Genomic DNA, 18113 nt, shown 5'->3' on the forward strand with positions numbered 1-18113 from the left:
TAGAAGGGGGTTCTTGCATGATTGTGCAGAACAGAATGGCTATATGCGCAACACGTCAACTCGCCGATAATATTATTGAAATGGTACTTGAAGGTAACTTAGTGAAAGAAATCGCTTCACCTGGTCAATTTGTTCACATCCGTGTAACGGATACATTTGAACCATTGCTTAGACGACCGATTTCAATTGCTTCATTTGATAAAGAAAAAGAACAGATGACACTCATTTTTCGTGCTGAAGGCAGGGGTACCCAGTTACTTGCTGCAAAACAAATTGGTGTAGAAGTCGATGTTCTTGGTCCGCTTGGAAATGGCTTTTCTGCTGACAATTCAGCACCGGGAGAAACAGCCCTACTGATTGGGGGCGGAATTGGAGTTCCTCCTTTGTATCAATTGTCGAAAGAACTGACGGCCAAAGGCGTTCACTGCGTACATATTCTAGGATTTCAATCAGCTACTGCTGTATTTTATGAAGAAGAATTTGCAGCACTTGGCGAGACAAGAATCGTAACTGCAGATGGCAGTGCAGGGGAACAAGGTTTCGTCACGGATTCTCTAGCACGAAATCCTGTAGAGTTCACAACGTATTATACGTGCGGTCCAACTCCAATGCTTCATGCCGTACAGCAAGCATTTCACGATAAGCAGGGATTCTTATCATTTGAACAGCGCATGGGATGTGGTATTGGTGCTTGTTTCGCATGTGTATGTGAAACACAATCGGGACAAGACACACCTTACGTCAAAGTTTGCTCGGATGGACCTGTATTTCCAGCGGGGGTGGTTGCGATATGAATCGATTAGCTGTTGAATTACCTGGTTTGTCTCTAAGAAATCCAATCATGCCTGCTTCTGGATGTTTCGGGTTTGGAAAAGAATATGGAAATTTGTATGATTTATCGCAACTTGGGGCAATTATGATAAAAGCTACAACACTGGAAACACGTTTCGGCAATCCAACTCCACGTGTAGCGGAAACCGCTGCAGGAATGCTAAATGCCATCGGGCTTCAAAATCCGGGATTGGAACGTGTGATGGCTGAAGAGCTAACACGACTTGCGCAACATGATGTTCCGATTATAGCGAACGTTGCGGGTTCTGAAACGGAAGATTATGTACAAGTTGCTGAGGCAATTTCAAAAGCACCGAATGTCAACGCGTTGGAATTGAACATCTCATGTCCAAACGTCAAGTGTGGCGGGATAGCGTTTGGGACGGATCCTAAACTTGCTGCAGAGTTAACGGCAGCTGTGAAAGCTGTATCAAGTGTTCCTGTTTATGTAAAACTATCGCCGAATGTATCTGACATTACCGTGATTGCGAAAGCAGTTGAAGCAGCTGGAGCTGATGGAATTACGATGATAAATACATTAGTCGGTATGCGTCTAGATCGGAAAACAGGGAAGCCTGTCATCGCAAACGGTACTGGTGGACTTTCTGGACCTGCAGTGAAACCAGTTGCTATCCGAATGGTGTATGAAGTGAGTCAAGCAGTTAATATCCCAATCATTGGAATGGGTGGGGTTGCTGAAGCTGGTGACGTTATCGACTTTTTATCCGCAGGAGCAAGTGCAGTAGCAGTCGGCACAGCAAACTTTGTGAATCCATTTGTTTGTCCTGAGATCATTCATGCTTTGCCAGCCTTATTAGACGAACTAGGGCTAGAAACTATTACAGAATTAATCGGAAGGAGTCATGCGGTATGAACACATCACCAATCATTGCATTGGATTTCGAACATCAAGAAGCCGCATTGTCCTTTTTAAAACCATTTGACAGCGGAACATTTGTCAAAGTAGGGATGCAACTTTTTTATAAGGAAGGTCCGAGTATTGTTTATCGTTTAAAAGAGCAAGGGTTTGACGTGTTCTTGGATTTAAAATTACATGATATCCCGAATACAGTGAAATCGGCGATGACATCACTTGCATCAGTTGGTGCAGATTTAGTAAATGTCCATGCAGCGGGTGGGTCATTCATGATGGACGCTGCACTTGAAGGATTGGATATAGGAACTGCAGTAGGGAGTAAACGTCCATCGATCATTGCGGTTACACAGTTGACTTCGACAACGGAAGAACAGATGCAACAGGAGCAACTCATTCAGACTACATTAAACGATTCAGTACTTCACTATGCAAAACTTGCTCAAGCTTCAAAGTTGGATGGTGTGGTATGCTCCGTTTTAGAAGCTGGTTCAATTGCGGAAGTATGTGGACGGGAATTTCTAAAAGTGACTCCAGGAATTCGTCTTGCAAATGACGCAGCACATGATCAGAAACGAATCGCGACACCAGCGGAAGCGAAAAAAATGGGATCGACCCATATTGTGGTGGGTCGCTCGATAACTGGAGCTGCAGATCCGTTAGCAGCATACAAGGAAATTGCGCAACAGTGGAAAGGACTGAGTGAATGATGACAAAACAGGAAATTGCTAAAATTCTATTGCATGTAGGGGCTGTAACTCTCAGTCCGGATGAGCCTTTTACGTGGGCATCAGGCATTCAATCACCTATCTATTGTGATAACCGTCTCATCATGTCAGATCCAGGCGGTAGAAGACGAATCGCAGAAGGAATGGCAGCATCTATTAAAGCGAATTATCCAGAAACAACTGTCATCGCGGGTACTGCAACAGCAGGAATTCCGCATGCAGCGTGGATTGCTGATATTTTAGGATTGCCGATGGTGTATGTTCGTTCGAAAGCGAAAGGTCATGGACGAAGCAAGCAGATTGAAGGAAAAATTAAGCCCGAAGATCGTGCTGTCATAGTGGAAGATTTAATCTCTACTGGTGGTAGTAGTTTGACAGCGGCTGACGCATTGCAAGAAGCTGGCGTTCAAGTAGAAGGTGTTGTCTCCATCTTTACCTACGGATTGGAAAGTGCAGACCAAGCTTTTGAAAAAGCTGGTTTATCCTACACAAGCCTCACAGATTTCAATGCCCTCGCTGAAGTTGCAACTCGTTCCGGAGCAATTCGCGAAGAATCCGTTGCCTCTCTCCTTGACTGGCACCAAAAATTAAAATCAGGCACATTGCAATAATTGACGGAAGCTGGCGTTTTACGCTGTGCTTCCTTTTTTATGGAGATTTTAAAATCGACAGCATTCGATGGGTGTCGATTGATAGTTGTAATTGAATTCTTATGTGGATTCTCAACGACTCGAGGAGATATTTGTAAAAGAAAGTAGGTTTATGAGCAGTATTGTCGCTTTATGATCACTTTTTGGAGTTTATGAGCGTAATATGTGATTTATGATCAAATTTTGTTGTTTATGAGCGTTTTCGACGATATATGATCACTTTCTCAAGTTTATGAGCGAATTATGCAATTTATGATCACACTCCCAAAAAACAGTAGAAAAACCAGCAGGGCATTGAGCCATGCTGGTTTCAATTATGCTTTCAATTGTCGTACGATTTCTTCATCCGGCGTGACAAAAATCGTCTTCTGTTCAAAATAGATGACAAATCCAGGTTTTGAACCATTGGGCTTTTTCACGTGACGAACTTCTGTAAAATCGACAGGAACAGAAGCAGAGCCACGAGCTTTACTGAAGTAGGAAGCGAGTGTTGCGGCTTCTTGAATCGTTTTTTCACTCGGGTTTTCATCGTGAATCACAACGTGGGATCCTGGTATATCTTTTGTGTGAAGCCAAATGTGATTCCGTGCAGCAAGCTTAGAAGTCAGCCAATCATTTTGACGGTTATTTTTTCCGACAGAAATTTTAACACCGTCTGTTGACTGATACGCTTCCGGCATGGGCTTCTTAGGCTTTACTTTCTTTTTGCCTTTTCTAGCTTTCATAAGTCCGAGTTCGGCAAGTTCATCCCGGATTTCATCGATATCATCAGTAGATGCTTGCATAACTTGCTGCTTCACCATTTCAAAATAGTCGATGTCTTCGTGTGCTTTTTCCAATTGACTTGCGAGTTGAATTAATGCATTCTTCGCTTTGGTATACTTGGAAAAATAGCGTTGGGCATTGTCAATCACGGATTTTCGTGGATCTAGCTGAATGGTCACCGTCGTTCCTTGCTCGTAATAGTTATCAACAACCGCTTCTTTTTGCCCCTTATCGATCGCGTAACTGTTCGCCGTCAGAAGCTCTCCGTAAAGTTGGAAAGTATCAAGACGACCTGCGTCATTGCGTTCTTTTTCTAGCTTTTGTACTTTCAATTTCAATTTCGAAATTTCGTTATCTAGCCAGCGCTCTAGATCGGCAGCTTGAGCTTTAACCCGTTCCCGAACTGCTCGAGCAAAGTAGACTTTGTCTAACAATTCACCGAGGGTTGGATAAACTATCTCGGCTCCTTCTCCTTGTGCGAAAGTTAGCTCAGCGGCAGAAAATAATAACTTTCCGTCTTTTTCTAAAGTGTTCGGATGTATTGGACCATCTGAAAATATTTGGACAAATGATTGATAGATTTGGAATGCAGATTGCCCTTTTGAATGATTTAATCGATACAAGAGTTCTTCAGCATGAACCGGTGAAAATCCTGATAGCTCCTGGACAACAGCTTTCGGAGTATTAAAGGTTGGGAGTAATTGTTCAAACACTTCTTGTGTGAGCGTAAATGGATTTCGTTTATCTTGTGGTGGTGCTGGAATGTAAGGTTGCCCTGGCATAATTGTGCGGTAGCTGTTAACGCTAGGGGGCAAATGTTTCATACTGTCAATAATCATATCCCGTTCAGGATCAATCAGCAAAAAGTTACTGTGACGACCCATGATTTCAAATATGATCGCACGTTCCATGTCGTCTCCAATTTCGTTTTTTGAGCGGATAGTAAACTTCAAGATTCTGTCCGTTCCCATTTGCTCGACAGATGTAATAGTTCCTCCTTCAAGGTGTTTGCGCAGTGTCATGCAAAACATAGGAGGCTCTTTAGGGTTTTGAATCGTTTCTTCTGTAAATTGTACGCGTGCATAGGATGGATGCACCGAAAAAAGTAATTTTCGGTTTTGACCGCCTGCACGGATAATGAATACGGTTTCTTGTGCGTTTGGTTGGTGAATCTTTGTGATTCTTCCACTTTCAATAGTTTGTAGTTCGCGTTTCATCGCGGTCGTAAACAATCCGTCAAATGCCATGTGAATTCCTCTTTCTTTTCGTTTCCTCCATTTTAGCACTACGCGTCTAACATATGGTATAATACGAATACAAACTTCGGATCGAACTGGATTAGGGATGATTTGAATGGAGAGACTACATTAGAAGAGGGATCGCATGTTTAAACAACGAGGACTTTTGATTGTTCTTTCTGGCCCATCGGGAGTCGGGAAAGGAACTGTCCGGAAAGAGCTTTTTACACAGCCGGACACCAATTATGAATATTCTATATCGATGACGACGCGTCAGCCAAGAGAAGGCGAAGTGGATGGAGTCGATTATTTTTTCCGTCCACGTGAAGTATTTGAAACACTGATTGAAGAAGGTAAACTTCTTGAGCATGCAGAGTATGTAGGTAACTATTACGGGACACCGCTTGATTATGTCAACGAAACTCTCGATTCCGGAAGAGATGTCTTTTTGGAAATTGAAGTTGTCGGTGCTGCACAAGTTAGGGAAAAAATGCCAGACGGGCTATTCATTTTCTTAGCACCACCAAGTCTTTCGCATTTAGAGCAACGACTCGTAGGTCGAGGGACAGAAGTTTTAGAAGTCATCGCATCACGTGTCGCAAAAGCGCGTGACGAGTTAGAGATGATGGACTTGTATGATTATGTAGTAGAAAATGATGAAGTAACAAAAGCCTGTGATCGCATCAATGCAATTGTCACAGCTGAACACTGCCGAAGAGAACGCGTTGAAGAACGATATTTAGCCATGTTGGAAGGGGAATAAGACAATGTTATATCCATCTGTAGATTCACTAAAAGAGAAAATCGACTCAAAGTACACACTTGTTTCACTCGCTGCAAAGAGAGCACGCGAAATGCAGGAGAAGAAGGATGAACAACTCGTTTCCTACACATCACATAAAAATGTCGGTAAAGCACTTGAAGAAGTCGCAGCTGGCATGCTTCACAAACGCAAGACGGACGCTTCCGTTGTCTATGAGGACGAAATTTAAACGTACTTGAGTTGAATACACATATGGAGGCTCCCTTAGAAAATGTACTTTCTTTGGGAGTTTGTCATTTTCGGGGAGGATGAAGACGTTGTTAGCCAATAAAAAAGTTTTGGTTTGTGTAACAGGTGGCATTGCTGTCTACAAAGCGGTCGCACTGGTTAGTAAATTGAGTCAATCCGGAGCGCAGGTGAAAGTAGTAATGACCCGCTCTGCTATGGAGTTTGTTCAGCCGTTATCATTTCAAGTGATGTCTCGGAACGATGTTTATTTCGATACGTTCGATGAAAAGGATTCTTCGGTCATTGCGCATATTGACCTCGCAGATTGGGCAGACCTCATTATTGTTGCACCGACTACTGCAAATTTCATCGGTAAACTAGCAAATGGCATCGCAGATGATATGGCTTCAACCCTTTTGCTTGCAGCAACAGCTCCTGTTTGGGTTGCCCCTGCTATGAATGTCCATATGTATGAGCATCCAGCGGTTCTTCGGAATATCGATCGCCTTTATCGAGATGGCGTTCGATTCATCGAACCATCCGAGGGCTTTTTAGCATGTGGATATGTAGGTAAAGGTCGTCTAGAAGAGCCTGAGCGCATTGTAGAGGTAGTCGATTCGTTCTTCAGTGAAACACTACAACACCCGCTAGCTGGAAAAAAAGTCGTTATAACAGCAGGTCCTACATTAGAGCGGATTGATCCGGTCCGATACATTTCAAATTTTTCAAGTGGCAAGATGGGGTACGCAATGGCACAAGCTGCGGTTGAACTCGGTGCTGAAACGGTTCTTATTTCAGGACCTGTGTCGTTAACCCCTCCAACAGGTGTAGAGCTTATTCGTGTCGAGAGTGCGGATGAAATGCTGGGGGCAGTTTTGGATCAATATAAAGATGCGGATTACGTCGTAAAATCTGCAGCAGTTGCGGATTATCGTCCAAAAACAGTACATGACCAAAAGATGAAGAAAAAAGAAGGCCCTGCTTTGTTGGAGCTGGAACGGACAACAGATATTTTGAAATCGTTAGGTGAATTGAAAACAACGCAACGGCTCATCGGATTCGCGGCAGAAACGACAGATGCCGTTACATATGGAAAAGGGAAGTTGGAATCGAAAAATCTTGATTGGATTATAGTCAATGACGTCACAGATCCTGAAGGAGGATTTGGCAGTGATGTCAACGTCGTAACGTTAATTTCAAGGTCTGGTGTTGAGATGTCGTTCCCAGCTATGGAGAAAAAGGAACTTGCAAAACAACTACTCACAACAATTGTTCATGAAGGACAAGATTCCTTATGATCGCTGAAGTGATTGTGGACGTCGCAGCGTATCCGATAGATCGTCCATTTGACTATAGAATCCCTGAGCTGTTTTCTGGATTTGTTGAACCTGGGATGCGAGTGAAAGTACCATTTGGTCCACGGAAAGTTGTAGGTTATGTGATTGCATTGAAAGAAGAAAGTGACTTGGATATTAGTAAGATAAAACCATTAGAAGAACTTATTGATTTTGAACCAATCCTCTCCAAGGAGTTACTGGAGCTTTCGGAGTGGCTTGCTACAGATACACTTGCTTATCGCATAGAAGCTCTTCAAGTCATGCTACCTGCAGCAATGCGTGCAAAATACGAGAAGTTTATCCAAGTGGAGGACCACCAAGCGATTACAGATGAACCATTCTTGAAAATGCTTCAAAAACGAGATCGTGTCCCTTTGAAAAATGCTGACACACCAGAGCTTTTGAAGCAATTGAAAGTGTACACAAAATCTGGTGCAGTGCGTGTCGATACTCTTGTTAAACAACAAACTACAGTTAAAAGAGTCCGCATGATTCATATAGAAAGCGCAGAAATTCTTCATCAACTGATTGGAACGCTTAGTAAACAGGCGGCCAAACAGCGCGAACTGCTGGAGTGGATGATTGAGTACGCTGGACAAGCTATCGAAGCAGGAAAATTGATGGCAGATGCAAGTGTATCTGCATCAGTGCTGAAAACAGTAATTGAAAAAGGGGCCGCGCAAGAAAAAAAGTTGGAAGTGTATCGCGAACCTGAATCTTTGGAGATTCTGGACACTGCCATGCCTAAACAGCTCACGAGCTATCAGCAAAATGCAGTAAATGAAGTACTTGATGCATTTCGAAAAGAATCAGACACGACTTTCCTATTACATGGAATAACCGGGAGTGGCAAAACTGAAGTCTACTTACGCTCTATCGAAGAAGTGCTATCTGCTGGCAAGGAAGCAATTGTACTTGTTCCTGAAATTTCATTGACACCCCAAATGACTTCACGGTTCAAAGAACGTTTCGGTGATCAAGTTGCAGTGATGCATAGTGCATTGTCTGCAGGTGAGAAATATGATGAATGGCGCAAAATTCACCGGAAAGAAGTGAAAGTGGTCGTTGGAGCACGTTCTGCTATTTTTGCCCCTTTTGAAAAACTAGGGATTATTATTCTAGACGAAGAGCATGAATCGACTTATAAGCAGGAAGATTCTCCACGTTATCATGCTCGAGATGTCGCAATTTGGCGGGCACAATTCAATCACTGTCCCGTTATTCTTGGGAGTGCAACTCCTGCACTTGAATCTTATGCTCGTGCCTCAAAAGATGTTTATCGTCTTCTCGAATTGCCGACCCGTGCAAAAGATCAGGAGCTACCGAACGTCAATATCGTCGATATGCGTGCTGAACTGAAAGAAGGTAACCGTTCGATGTTTTCAGTCCCATTGGCGGAAGCCATCCGAAATCGATTGGACAAGGGAGAACAGACGGTACTATTTTTAAACAAACGTGGATTTTCTTCGTTTGTTTTATGTAGAGATTGTGGGACAACGATCCAATGTCCGAACTGTGATATTTCATTGACGTATCATCGAGCTACTGAAAATTTAAAATGCCATTACTGTGGTCATGAAGAACGAGTGCCTCACATCTGTCCTGAATGTGAAAGCGAACACATTCGATTTTTTGGTACAGGCACACAAAAAGCGGAAGAAGAAATTACAAAACTGTTCCCTGAAGCGCGAGTGCTTCGTATGGATGTTGATACGACTCGTCAAAAAGGCTCGCATGCTCGATTGCTCCAGAAATTCAGTGAAGGGCACGCTGATATATTACTCGGAACGCAAATGATAGCCAAAGGCCTCGATTTTCCGAATATCACGTTGGTCGGTGTTTTGGCTGCTGATACAACGCTCCATTTGGCAGATTTTAGATCTGCAGAAAAAACGTTCCAATTGTTGACGCAAGTGAGCGGTAGGGCAGGACGGCATGATTTAGAAGGGGAAGTTTTCGTCCAAACATACACCCCTGAACACTACGCCATTGAACTTGCTAAAGCTCAAGTGTATGAACCGTTTTATCAGATGGAGATGAGTAGTAGGAAGCAATTTGGATATCCACCGTTTTACTACATTGTTAATATTCAATTTAGCCATGAAGACTTAATGAAAGTTGTGGGATATGCTGAAAAGGCTGTGCGATTTTTATCGGAAGGATTAAGTCCCGAAAGCGTCATAATCGGTCCGACAGCTTCCGCCATTAGTCGGGTGAATAATAGATATCGCTATCAATGTTTGATAAAATACAAAAAAGAACCGAAACTGACAGAGACGCTACAAGCACTCATTCGCTTTTATCGAACTGATTGGATAAAAGATGGATTACTGCTTTCTGTTGATAAATCACCTGTCGTTATTTACTGAATAGGGATCAGAAAAGAGGAATTTGCTTGACTGTACTAGAAATTGTTAAATATCCAGCTGAAATATTAGAAACGAAAACAAAAGAAGTGACGAAATTTGACCGCACCTTACATCGGTTGTTGGACGATATGATGGAAACGATGATTGCTGCAGATGGCGTGGGAATTGCTGCACCGCAAGTCGGTCACTCGATCCGTGTTGCGATTGTGGATATCGGCGAAGGAGATCCGCCCATTGAACTGATCAATCCAGTTATTACTGCAATTGGTGGAGAAGATGTGGACTTGGAAGGCTGCCTCAGCTTCCCGGATTTGTACGGTGAAGTAAAGCGCCCTTTCTTTGTCCGTGTAGAAGCACAAGAGCGTGATGGTTCACTTTATGAACTAGAAGCTGAAAGCTTTGAAGCGCGTGCCATTATGCATGAAATCGATCACTTGGACGGCATTTTGTTTAATACGAAAATTAGTCGGGTTGTCGATGCATCGGAATTTGAAGAATTGGATGAAGAACTTCTTCAACTTGGTGAGGATGGTGAAGGGATTGAATAAGCTGTTATTTATGGGGACTCCCGATTTTTCGGCCCCTATTTTACGTATGCTTCATGAAGAAGGGTATCAAATTGTCGGAGTCGTGACTCAACCTGATAGACCTGTTGGCCGAAAGCGCATCTTGACACCACCTCCTGTGAAAGCGGAAGCATTGCGTCTAGGGCTTCCTGTCATTCAACCTGAAAAGTTGAGAGGCTCCGCTGAGTTGGAAGAGATTAAAGCGCTTGCTCCAGACTTGATCGTCACCGCCGCATTTGGTCAGATTTTACCAAAAGAGTTACTTGATGTACCTAGATTAGGGTGCATCAATGTCCATGCTTCCTTGCTTCCAGCGTATCGTGGTGGAGCGCCGATCCATCAGGCAGTCATGGATGGGTGCACAGAAACGGGAGTAACGATTATGTACATGGTAGAAAAACTCGATGCAGGTGACATTATTTCACAAGCGACAACACCGATTTTATCAACCGATGATACCGGGAGTATGTTTGAAAAGTTATCACTTACTGGAGAAAAGTTGTTAAAAGAGACACTGCCTTCCATTTTAGAAGGGATCAATCCACGCATCCCACAAGATGAAGCGCTTGTCACATTTGCGAAAAACATTTCACGCGAGCAAGAGCGAATTGACTGGACACGTAAAGGAACGGAAATTCATAACCAAGTTAGAGGACTCACACCGTGGCCAACAGCGTATACGACATTCGACGGTGAAAACGTGAAAGTTTGGAAGACTGAAGCAATACCAACTAAATCTGAAGGTAAACCAGGTGAAATCATCGAGTTAACGAAAGAACACATTCTCGTGAAAACTGGTGATGACACAGCTATTGCGATTACAGAGTTACAACCTTCTGGGAAAAAACGCATGACTGCACCCGTCTTTTTAAACGGATCAGGTAGCCAGTGGAAAAAAGGAGATCTGTTCCTATGACAGCAAAGAAGAAGGACATATGGAAAGGGAACGTCCGCGATGCGGCACTTTCCATTCTGTTAGAAGTCAGCCGGAACCAAGCATACAGTAACTTATTATTAACACGTACCATGAAAACGTATGCCATTAAAGACCAAGATAAGCCGTTATTGACGAATTTAACGTACGGTACCTTACAATATCGTCTTACATTAGACTATTATCTAGAGCCATTTATTAAAGGGAAACTGGATGATTGGGTTCGGGATCTGCTACGCATGTCGCTCTATCAAATCGTCTATCTAACAAAAATCCCGCCACACGCAGCGGTCAATGAAGCTGTAGAAATTGCTAAGCGACGTGGTCATAAAGGAACGACAGGACTCGTAAACGGTGTCCTTCGATCAGTATTACGTCAAGGCGTCCGTTCTATTGGGGAAGAGACGGATGATGTTAAACGACTATCACTTGAAACGAGTCATCCGGAATGGCTGATTCGTCGTTGGATTGATCAGTACGGCATGAAAGATACAGCGGAGATGGCGCAAGCGAACAATGTACCTCCTACGAATACTGCGCGGATCAACACCGTGCAAACAACTATTGAAAAAGCGTTACATCAGTTAAAGAGTGAAGGCGCAAAAGTTGAATTAGGTAAAGTCGTACCAGAAGCGGTTTATTGTCACTCAGGGAATATCGCAAACACCTATACGTATTCAAAAGGCTGGCTCACGATTCAAGATGAAAGCTCCATGTTGCCTGTATATGCTCTTGACGTTCATCCAGGAATGAAAGTGCTTGATATGTGTGCCGCACCTGGTGGAAAAACAACTCAAATCGCTGAACACTTGGCAGATACAGGAGAAGTGCATGCGCATGATTTGCATGAGCACAAGCTGGACCTAATCGAAGAAAATGCGGAGAGATTGGGCCTTAAGTCAATCTGGACGTCAAGTGGGGATAGCCGGGAACTGACTGACACGTATGATGCGAACACTTTCGATCGAATTTTAGTGGATGCACCATGTAGTGGTTTAGGAGTTATCCGAAGGAAGCCAGAGATTAAATATAACAAAACAGAAGCGGATTTAGAGTCGCTTACAAAAGTGCAAGCAGAGTTACTGGAAACAGCTTGGACACTCGTCAAGCCGGGTGGAAAAATTGTCTATAGTACATGTACTGTAGACAAAACCGAAAATGATGGAGTTGTTCTGCAATTTTTAGAGCGTCATCCTGAAGCTGTAAAATTAGTTCCGGAATTCTTCGAACAAGAAGGTCTTGCGACACCAAACGGCATGCTACAAGTATTGCCTCAACACTTTGGCAGTGATGGGTTCTTTGCAGCTACCTTGCAAAAACCAGCTAGTAACGACTAAAAAGACGTACAGGGATGGGGGAAGTCCAATGCATTTCAGTGTACGAACCGACATAGGTAGGAAACGCACGTTCAATGAAGACCAAGCTGCTGTATTTGAACTCGATAACGGGTATACACTCGCTGTAATTGCTGATGGCATGGGTGGTCATCGTAGTGGTGATGTCGCAAGTGGAATGGCAGTCTCTTTAATTGGAAAGCATTTCAGCGAATTAGGTTCTGATCTACCACAATCCAAGGAGTCATGGATTGTATGGCTCGATTCGATTATTCGTAAAGTGAACCAGCTAATTTTTGAAAAAGCACAGTCGTCTCCTGAACATGAGGGAATGGGAACAACGTTAGAAGTTGCGGTCATTGTAACAGGGAACTGTTACATCGCACATGTTGGGGATAGCCGGGTCTACTCAGTTAGTTATGAAACAATCACTCAGCTGACTAGGGATCATTCCTATGTGAATGCACTACTAGCCAGTGGAGAAATTACGGAAGAAGAAGCAGAAGTACATCCTCAGCGAAATTGGATTATGAGGGCTGTCGGTTCTGAGCGGGAGATCGAGCCTGAATTTTATCATGTACCTTTTACAAAAGGAGACTATTTGTTATTGTGCACAGATGGTCTAAGTAACAAAGTGGAAGCTGAAATGATGAGGGAACTCATTGTTTCCGACAACACTCTTGAAGAAAAAGTCATTCAACTGATCGATTTGGCTAACGAAAGGGGTGGAGAGGACAACATTACTGCGGTATTGCTTGCCTCCTCTGACCTTGGAGTTGGTGCTGTATGATAGGTAATCGAATTGGTGATCGCTATGATATCATTGGCACAATCGGTGAAGGCGGGATGTCAAAGGTATACGTAGCACATGATGTTATTTTGGATCGGGATGTCGCCATTAAAGTTTTGAACTATGATTTTGCGAACGAAGAAGAGTTGAAACGCAGATTCCAAAGAGAAGCACTCTCTGCGACCAGTTTAACCCACGCGAACATCGTCAATATTTTTGATGTGGGAGAAGAAGACGAGCTTCATTACTTAGTGATGGAATATGTAAAAGGAATGACATTAAAGCGCTTTATATTGGAAAACGGTCCACTCGAGCCTGAAAAAGCCATTCCAATCATGTTACAACTTGTTTCAGCTATTTCCAATGCACACCATAATGGAATCATTCATCGTGACGTGAAGCCGCAAAATATTCTAATGGATGAAGACGGGAATGTGAAGATCACAGACTTCGGAATTGCGATGGCGCTTACAGCAACCTCCCATACGAAAACGAATTCAGTGCTTGGAACCGTCCACTACCTATCACCAGAACAAGCACGAGGTGGGATGGCAACTAAGAAATCTGATGTTTACTCATTAGGAATTGTCTTTTACGAATTACTAACAGGGAAGCTCCCTTTCTCAGCGGAATCAGCAGTGGCGATTGCACTCAAGCATCTTCAAGAAGAAACTCCCTCTGTGAGGGCGGATTTCCCAATGATCCCGCAAAGTGTGGAAAATATTATTTTAAAAGCAACCGCAAAAGACGCGAGACATCGATATGTCTCAGCTGATGCAATGTATGAGGACTTACTGACAGCGCTTAACCCGTCCCGTTCCAACGAACCGAAATTCACGATCCCGTTCGATGAAGACGAAACTCGTGCACTTCCTGTCATTAAAGATGCACCGAGTTTCCTGGATTCTGAACAGACTGTGAAAATGGAGCCGGTCCGAATAGAGCCTGAGCCAGTGAAAACTAAACCTGTTCCTCAAAAGAAAAAACGTAAAAAGTGGCCAATTTTTGCTAGCATTGCAATTCTGATTGCAGCTGCAATCGCAATCCTTTATATAACTGGTGTGTTCGATCAGAAAGTGACCGTTCCTGACGTGTTAGGTAAGGATGAGGCAGATGCAATTGCACTCCTTGAAGAAAGTGGTTTTGTCGTAGACGACAAAGTTCCGCAACCATCTGAGGAATATGAAAAAGGCGAAGTTTTCCGAACGATACCAGAAGCAAACAAAGAGCGTGATAAAGGTAGTAAGGTTAAGTTATACATCAGTACAGGTAAAGAAACGATGACTTTCAGTGATTACACTAATAGAGACTATAACTCCATTAAAGAAAGATTGGATACTTATAAATTCAAATCTGTAGACTCAGTACCAGTTTATGATGATCTGCCAGAAGGAACTATCTTGAGTCAAGACCCTGAACCGGATACAGAAGTAGTTCCGGGTGAAACAGATGTCGTTTTCAAAGTAAGTAAAGGCCCGGAAACGAGAACGTTGGAAAGTTTGATCGGCTTCACTGACGATCAGTTGAATGCATACGCTCGTTCTTCAGGATTCAATATTGAAGTCGTCAAAAAGAGTAACTCAGATACTATTCCTGAAGGACAGGTGATGAAACAAGATCCCTCTGCTAGTCAGTCGCTACCTATCGGATCAAAAGTCAATGTGACGGTTTCAAAAGGGCCAGCTAAAAAGCCTGTTAAAACTTTCGTCAAGCGTGTCAAAATTCCTTACGAAGTGTTGGAGGATGATGAATCATCTGATGATGGAGAAGAAGTGAAAGTTCCTCAAACTGTTCGCATCTACATTCAAGACCGTAAGAATTCCATGACTGATCCAGTAAAGGAATTTGAAATAACAGAGGACAAAGAGGAACAAATTACCGTAGAGCTGGAAGAAGGTCAACGAGGCGGCTATAAAATTCTTCGAGGAACTACAATTATCGAAGAAAGGACGTTTAACTACAAAGATGTTCAATAAGGATGGGGATAAGATGACGGAAGGTCAAATTCGAAAAGCGATTAGTGGGTTTTATTATGTGAAGTACGATGGAGGAACGGTGCGCTGTAGAGGAAGAGGCGTATTTAGAAAGCGGAAGATCACCCCCCTTGTCGGAGACTGGGTAACGTACGTGCAAGAAGGCGAAGAAGATGCGACGATTACTGAAGTTCATCCACGAAAAAATGAATTAGTACGCCCGCCTGTCTCCAATATTGACTTGGCGCTACTCGCTGTCTCTATCGTAGAGCCGACGTTCAGTTCTAACTTGCTGGATCGCTTTCTTGTCCTTGTCGAGTCCCATCATATTGAGCCAGTTATCTGTTTAACCAAAAAAGATAAAGCTGGTGAATCTGAGTTACAGGCAGCTGAAGAGTCGGCTGCATATTACCGATCAATCGGTTACTCGGTCTTGATGACTTCTATTGACGAACCCGGACTCCTGGAAAAGTTGCGTCCGTATTTAGAGGGACAGACAACTGTTCTTGCTGGTCAATCAGGAGTTGGGAAATCGACATTGTTAAATACGTTATTACCCAATCTATCGCTTGAAACAGGCGAGATATCGGAATCACTTGGACGAGGTAAACATACAACACGTCATGTTGAATTACATGAAGTGGGTGGTGGTTTAGTGGCAGATACACCAGGTTTTAGTTCTTTGGAATTCGACGCCCTTGAAAAACAGGAATTGGGAAGCTGTTTTCCAGAGTTCCTTGAAGCCTCGGAACAATGTAAATTTAGAGGATGCCTACACTTGAAAGAACCTTCTTGTGAAGTGAAACGACAAGTGGAATCCGGCAGAATCCTTCAAAGCCGATATAATCATTACTTGCAGTTCTTGCAGGAAATATCTGATCGAAAGCCGAGGTATTGAATCGTATGTTAAAAATAGCACCTTCTATCTTATCAGCGAATTTTGCAAAGCTTGGGGATGAAATAAAAGAAGTGGAAAAAGGAGGCGCTGATTGGATTCACGTCGATGTGATGGATGGTCATTTTGTACCGAATATTACAATTGGCCCATTAATCGTTGAAGCAATCCGACCAGTTACAACCTTGCCATTAGATGTGCACTTGATGATTGAAGAACCAGATCGCTACATCGAGCCATTTGCAAAAGCAGGAGCGGATTACATTACGGTCCACGTCGAGGCATGTCGTCATCTACACAGAACGATTCAGCTAATCCGCTCACATGGAGTGAAACCAGGCGTTGTGTTAAATCCACATACTCCTGTTGAAACAATTCTCCATGTACTTGAGGATATTGACCTCGTTCTATTCATGACGGTGAATCCTGGATTTGGCGGACAGAAGTTTATCTCTTCTGTCGTTCCTAAAGTCAAACAACTATCTGATATTATTAAAGATCGTAATCTATCCATTGAGATAGAAATTGACGGAGGAATCACACCCGAAACGATTGGAACGTGTGTAGAGGCAGGCGCAACTGTATTTGTTGCAGGGTCAGCGGTTTATAATCAGGATGACCGTGCTGCAGCAATCCATAATATCCGTACTGCAGGGGAAAAGGCGCTAACCAAGTGAAGACGATTATAATATGTGCAGGGGGGCCAGAGGAAGAAATTATCCCTCTGGCTCTCTTTTTAGATGAAGAAACAGAGTTCATAGGGGCTGATCGTGGCACTATCCAACTGCTAGAGGCAGGAATCGTTCCATTGGCGGCGGTTGGAGACTTCGATTCGGTCTGTGAAGAGGAACTGAAAAAGATTGAAGCAACAGGCTGTATCATCGAAAAACGACCTCCCGAAAAAGATGAAACTGATACCGAACTTGCCTTGAACTTTGCTTATTCAAAGAATCCGGATAAGATTATTTTGACCGGAGTAACAGGGGGACGTCTAGATCATATGTTTTCCGCAGTTCAACTCCTAGTTCGTAATGCTCGGCAGCAGCCATCCACGCAATTGACTCTAGCGAACAGACAAAATGAGTTGACAATTTTTCAAGAAGGTACTCATATCATCAAGAAGAATGAGCAGTTTCCATATCTATCGTTTTATAGCATGACTGAAGCAGTCAGTGGGCTGACGTTAACAGGAGTAAAGTATGAAGTCTTCTCTGAAGACATGCATATTGGAGATACACGTTTCACAAGCAACGAGATTATTGCACCATCTTGTACTATCTCTATGACAGCAGGCATATGTTTAATGGTAAGGAGCTCAGATTCCTGAAAGGAGTGGGGAGTTGCGGATTTATACTTTTACCTTGCCTAAGTTTGTAAGTGGAATTGTACGAAAGTGCATGGTCGTGTTTTCTAAGGAGGATACAGCGAAAGCGAAAACGAAAACGACCGCTACAGCATCTAAGAAGCGAAAAAAGCGACATGAAAAAACGCCGGGCTGAATTTCAGCCTGGCGTTTTTATTCGTTGCGGTCTATTATACGCGTTGAACTTTACCTGATTTAAGTGCGCGGGCAGATACCCAAACACGCTTCGGCTTGCCGTTTACAAGAATACGGACTTTTTGAAGGTTCGCACCCCAAGTACGTTTGCTAGAGTTCATTGCGTGGGAACGATTATTCCCTGCACGTGCTTTGCGACCAGTAATTACACATTCCTTAGCCATTTTATAACCTCCTCGCGAATGATGATTAAGCGTTTCACTTATAATTCGCATACTAGATTAATTTATCATATCCATCTATCCCATGCAAGCTTTTTTCTCTGTTCTCTCAAGCAATT

The 18113-nt window shown here is 43.2% G+C and carries 19 protein-coding genes; 17 read left to right on the forward strand and 2 right to left on the reverse strand.

The window, feature by feature from the left end:
• Positions 1-17 precede the first annotated feature (17 nt).
• From M3197_RS04080 to pyrE, 4 genes are read left to right on the forward strand one after another with little or no spacing between them, the layout of a single operon-like run.
• Positions 18-794: a dihydroorotate dehydrogenase electron transfer subunit gene (locus M3197_RS04080; protein WP_251658791.1), complete on the forward strand. Its 777-nt coding sequence runs from the start codon at positions 18-20 to the stop codon at positions 792-794.
• Positions 791-1705 (forward strand): dihydroorotate dehydrogenase, encoded by a 915-nt coding sequence (locus M3197_RS04085; RefSeq protein WP_251658794.1) that lies wholly within the window; start codon positions 791-793, stop codon positions 1703-1705. Before M3197_RS04080 ends, M3197_RS04085 begins: the two co-directional genes overlap by 4 nt.
• Positions 1702-2415, forward strand: a complete 714-nt coding sequence (gene pyrF / locus M3197_RS04090) for an orotidine-5'-phosphate decarboxylase (RefSeq protein ID WP_251658795.1) — start codon at positions 1702-1704, stop codon at positions 2413-2415. The genes M3197_RS04085 and pyrF overlap by 4 nt, the downstream gene beginning before the upstream one ends.
• Complete coding sequence (gene pyrE, locus M3197_RS04095) at positions 2412-3044, forward strand: orotate phosphoribosyltransferase (RefSeq protein WP_251658798.1); 633 nt, start codon at positions 2412-2414, stop codon at positions 3042-3044. The genes pyrF and pyrE overlap by 4 nt, the downstream gene beginning before the upstream one ends.
• Before the next feature lie 353 nt (positions 3045-3397).
• Here pyrE and M3197_RS04100 read toward each other — a convergent pair whose 3' ends face one another.
• The gene (locus tag M3197_RS04100; RefSeq protein ID WP_251658800.1) at positions 3398-5095 is read right to left on the reverse strand and encodes an Rqc2 family fibronectin-binding protein; all 1698 of its coding nucleotides are present in this window, start codon (positions 5093-5095) and stop codon (positions 3398-3400) included.
• Positions 5096-5231: 136 nt separating this feature from the next.
• Here M3197_RS04100 and gmk point away from each other — a divergent pair, with 136 nt between their 5' ends.
• From gmk to spoVM, 13 genes are all read left to right on the forward strand, one after another.
• A complete protein-coding gene (gene gmk, locus M3197_RS04105) occupies positions 5232-5849 on the forward strand; it encodes a guanylate kinase (RefSeq protein WP_251658803.1) in 618 nt (205 codons plus the stop codon).
• Positions 5850-5853: 4 nt separating this feature from the next.
• A complete protein-coding gene (rpoZ, locus tag M3197_RS04110; RefSeq protein ID WP_025785112.1) occupies positions 5854-6078 on the forward strand; it encodes a DNA-directed RNA polymerase subunit omega in 225 nt (74 codons plus the stop codon).
• A gap of 88 nt (positions 6079-6166) precedes the next feature.
• The gene (gene coaBC, locus M3197_RS04115; protein WP_251660086.1) at positions 6167-7375 is read left to right on the forward strand and encodes a bifunctional phosphopantothenoylcysteine decarboxylase/phosphopantothenate--cysteine ligase CoaBC; all 1209 of its coding nucleotides are present in this window, start codon (positions 6167-6169) and stop codon (positions 7373-7375) included.
• Positions 7372-9783, forward strand: a complete 2412-nt coding sequence (gene priA / locus M3197_RS04120) for a primosomal protein N' (protein WP_251658805.1) — start codon at positions 7372-7374, stop codon at positions 9781-9783. The genes coaBC and priA overlap by 4 nt, the downstream gene beginning before the upstream one ends.
• Positions 9784-9809: 26 nt before the next feature.
• Positions 9810-10331, forward strand: a complete 522-nt coding sequence (def, locus tag M3197_RS04125; protein WP_251658807.1) for a peptide deformylase — start codon at positions 9810-9812, stop codon at positions 10329-10331.
• A complete protein-coding gene (fmt, locus tag M3197_RS04130; RefSeq protein ID WP_251658809.1) occupies positions 10324-11265 on the forward strand; it encodes a methionyl-tRNA formyltransferase in 942 nt (313 codons plus the stop codon). Before def ends, fmt begins: the two co-directional genes overlap by 8 nt.
• Positions 11262-12620 (forward strand): 16S rRNA (cytosine(967)-C(5))-methyltransferase RsmB, encoded by a 1359-nt coding sequence (gene rsmB / locus M3197_RS04135; RefSeq protein WP_251658811.1) that lies wholly within the window; start codon positions 11262-11264, stop codon positions 12618-12620. Before fmt ends, rsmB begins: the two co-directional genes overlap by 4 nt.
• A gap of 28 nt (positions 12621-12648) precedes the next feature.
• Positions 12649-13407: a Stp1/IreP family PP2C-type Ser/Thr phosphatase gene (locus M3197_RS04140; RefSeq protein ID WP_251658813.1), complete on the forward strand. Its 759-nt coding sequence runs from the start codon at positions 12649-12651 to the stop codon at positions 13405-13407.
• Positions 13404-15383, forward strand: a complete 1980-nt coding sequence (pknB, locus tag M3197_RS04145) for a Stk1 family PASTA domain-containing Ser/Thr kinase (RefSeq protein WP_251658815.1) — start codon at positions 13404-13406, stop codon at positions 15381-15383. Before M3197_RS04140 ends, pknB begins: the two co-directional genes overlap by 4 nt.
• 13 nt (positions 15384-15396) lie before the next feature.
• Positions 15397-16278, forward strand: coding sequence for a ribosome small subunit-dependent GTPase A (gene rsgA, locus M3197_RS04150; RefSeq protein WP_251658817.1), 882 nt, complete (start codon positions 15397-15399; stop codon positions 16276-16278).
• 5 nt (positions 16279-16283) lie between these two features.
• Positions 16284-16952, forward strand: a complete 669-nt coding sequence (rpe, locus tag M3197_RS04155) for a ribulose-phosphate 3-epimerase (RefSeq protein WP_251658825.1) — start codon at positions 16284-16286, stop codon at positions 16950-16952.
• Positions 16949-17602 carry a thiamine diphosphokinase gene (locus M3197_RS04160; protein WP_251658827.1) on the forward strand — a complete coding sequence of 218 codons (654 nt, stop codon included), beginning with the start codon at positions 16949-16951 and terminating at the stop codon, positions 17600-17602. The genes rpe and M3197_RS04160 overlap by 4 nt, the downstream gene beginning before the upstream one ends.
• A 13-nt stretch (positions 17603-17615) precedes the next feature.
• Entirely contained in the window at positions 17616-17774 is a 159-nt protein-coding gene (gene spoVM / locus M3197_RS04165; RefSeq protein ID WP_251658830.1) for a stage V sporulation protein SpoVM, read from the forward strand.
• 34 nt (positions 17775-17808) lie between these two features.
• Here the strand turns inward: spoVM and rpmB are convergent, their stop codons facing one another.
• A complete protein-coding gene (gene rpmB / locus M3197_RS04170; RefSeq protein WP_025785101.1) occupies positions 17809-17997 on the reverse strand; it encodes a 50S ribosomal protein L28 in 189 nt (62 codons plus the stop codon).
• Positions 17998-18113: the final 116 nt, after the last annotated feature.

Source organism: Sporosarcina aquimarina (assembly GCF_023715615.1).
Classification (GTDB): Bacteria; Bacillota; Bacilli; order Bacillales_A; family Planococcaceae; genus Sporosarcina; species Sporosarcina aquimarina_A.

Bases quoted from the DNA above. Each gene is read 5' to 3' on its own strand.
- M3197_RS04080 (WP_251658791.1), top strand. From the start codon at position 18: ATGATTGTGCAGAACAGAATGGCTATATGCGCAACACGTCAACTCGCC.
- M3197_RS04085 (WP_251658794.1), top strand. From the start codon at position 791: ATGAATCGATTAGCTGTTGAATTACCTGGTTTGTCTCTAAGAAATCCA.
- pyrF (WP_251658795.1), top strand. From the start codon at position 1,702: ATGAACACATCACCAATCATTGCATTGGATTTCGAACATCAAGAAGCC.
- pyrE (WP_251658798.1), top strand. From the start codon at position 2,412: ATGATGACAAAACAGGAAATTGCTAAAATTCTATTGCATGTAGGGGCT.
- M3197_RS04100 (WP_251658800.1), bottom strand. From the start codon at position 5,095: ATGGCATTTGACGGATTGTTTACGACCGCGATGAAACGCGAACTACAA.
- gmk (WP_251658803.1), top strand. From the start codon at position 5,232: ATGTTTAAACAACGAGGACTTTTGATTGTTCTTTCTGGCCCATCGGGA.
- rpoZ (WP_025785112.1), top strand. From the start codon at position 5,854: ATGTTATATCCATCTGTAGATTCACTAAAAGAGAAAATCGACTCAAAG.
- priA (WP_251658805.1), top strand. From the start codon at position 7,372: ATGATCGCTGAAGTGATTGTGGACGTCGCAGCGTATCCGATAGATCGT.
- rsmB (WP_251658811.1), top strand. From the start codon at position 11,262: ATGACAGCAAAGAAGAAGGACATATGGAAAGGGAACGTCCGCGATGCG.
- M3197_RS04140 (WP_251658813.1), top strand. From the start codon at position 12,649: ATGCATTTCAGTGTACGAACCGACATAGGTAGGAAACGCACGTTCAAT.
- pknB (WP_251658815.1), top strand. From the start codon at position 13,404: ATGATAGGTAATCGAATTGGTGATCGCTATGATATCATTGGCACAATC.
- rsgA (WP_251658817.1), top strand. From the start codon at position 15,397: ATGACGGAAGGTCAAATTCGAAAAGCGATTAGTGGGTTTTATTATGTG.
- rpe (WP_251658825.1), top strand. From the start codon at position 16,284: ATGTTAAAAATAGCACCTTCTATCTTATCAGCGAATTTTGCAAAGCTT.
- rpmB (WP_025785101.1), bottom strand. From the start codon at position 17,997: ATGGCTAAGGAATGTGTAATTACTGGTCGCAAAGCACGTGCAGGGAAT.